At 51.5% G+C, this 1,459-nt stretch carries 1 pseudogene; it reads right to left on the bottom strand.

Annotated features, from left to right (window positions below):
• Positions 1 to 102: 102 nt before the first annotated feature.
• Positions 103 to 1,378: pseudogene (locus GVY42_RS15685) on the bottom strand (IS3 family transposase).
• Positions 1,379 to 1,459: the final 81 nt, after the last annotated feature.

The following is a 1,459-nucleotide window of genomic DNA, read 5'->3' as shown; positions in this document are numbered from 1 at the left end:
TGAACTGAGCCCCGTAAAATGGACAGTTTAATAAAAAGTCCACGTTTTCTATGCTGCGATCAGATGGTCCCGATATTGTTCCGGGGTCATTTTTTTTAGATTTCATTGACCGCGTTCGCAGTTGTAATAGCTTATGTAGTCTCCGACGATCGCTCGGACCTCCTCGACTGACCCGCACGAACGGTTGGTGACATAATCCTTCAAATGACCGAAGAACGATTCAATCGGTGCGTTGTCGAGACAGTTGCCCCGACGTGACATGGACTGGACCAGTCCGAGGTCGCCGACGAGTTGCTGGTAGTCCGGATGGGTGTAGTGGAAGCCTTGGTCCGAATGAATCATCGCTTCGGGATGTCGGTTCCCTTGGAGATGCTCTTCGAGCTTTTCCATCGTCTGAAAGACGAGGTCCATGTGGAGACCCGTGGACAGTTTATGTGCCACGATCTCGCGTGTGGCGACGTCCTTCACACAAGACAGATAGACGTTCTCGCCGGAGGCGATGGGGAGATAGGTGATATCGGTCACGAATACCTTCCCGGGCTCGCTCTGCCGGAACTCGCGGTTCAATAGATTCGGGCACGACGCGGTGCTCATACGAAGCCTGAGAGAGCTTTCGATAAGGGTTCATCCTTCGGATTTTGGTCACGATGTTATACTTGCGCATCAGTCGGAGGATTCGTTTATGGTTGATTCGGAACCCGAGGGTTGCGCGCACCTCCATGTAACAGCCCCCGATAACCGACTTTGCCTTTATGGCTGTCATGGATCTTCTTGAGGAGTGTCGCATCTAGGTAATCACGCTCTTCCCGGAGGGATTCCGCCTCGGCACGGTTCAACCAGGCGTAATAGCCACTGCGGCTCACTCCGGCGATCTCACATAGTGGGCGGACGAGATTCTTAAGCTGTGCGATGCGGATGACGGTGTTGATGGCCTGATATTTCTCTGCTGGTGTCAGTTCGTATGTTCCGCCTGCCCTTCTAACTTCTCTAGCTTTTTTAAGAGCTCGTTTTCTGCCGTCAGGTATTTGATCCGTGCCTCTGCCTTCGCCAACCGTTTCTCCATCGACTCGTCTGTTTTCGGGCGTCCGCTTCCCGTAGCCTTTCCACGTTTATCGTTCCGGAGACCCTCTTCTCCTTCTTTTCGGAAAGTTTGGCGCCAGCGGTTCAACGAGGATTGCGCTTTTCGTTTCCCGATCACCGTCAGATCGAATCCGGCCTCCGTGAAGATTTGTTGAGGTCCCTTGTCCTCAATATTTTCATGTACGGCCTTGACCTTAAACTCGGCGGTATACTGGATCGAGCGTTCTGATGCCGAAGCGACGTTCGGATTTTCTTCGAGCTGGTTGATTTGAGTCATGTTGAAGAGGATTTTACTCATGGTTGTTTCTCCCGTCTGAATGAATAGGTTCATTGTAGCGATTCGTATCCATACGAAAAACCCCGAATGATGCACTTTTTT

Origin of the sequence: Exiguobacterium sp. 8A, assembly GCF_902506275.1 — a bacterium.
GTDB lineage: Bacteria > Bacillota > Bacilli > Exiguobacteriales > Exiguobacteriaceae > Exiguobacterium > Exiguobacterium profundum.
This window is presented reverse-complemented; position numbering and strand designations above follow the sequence as displayed.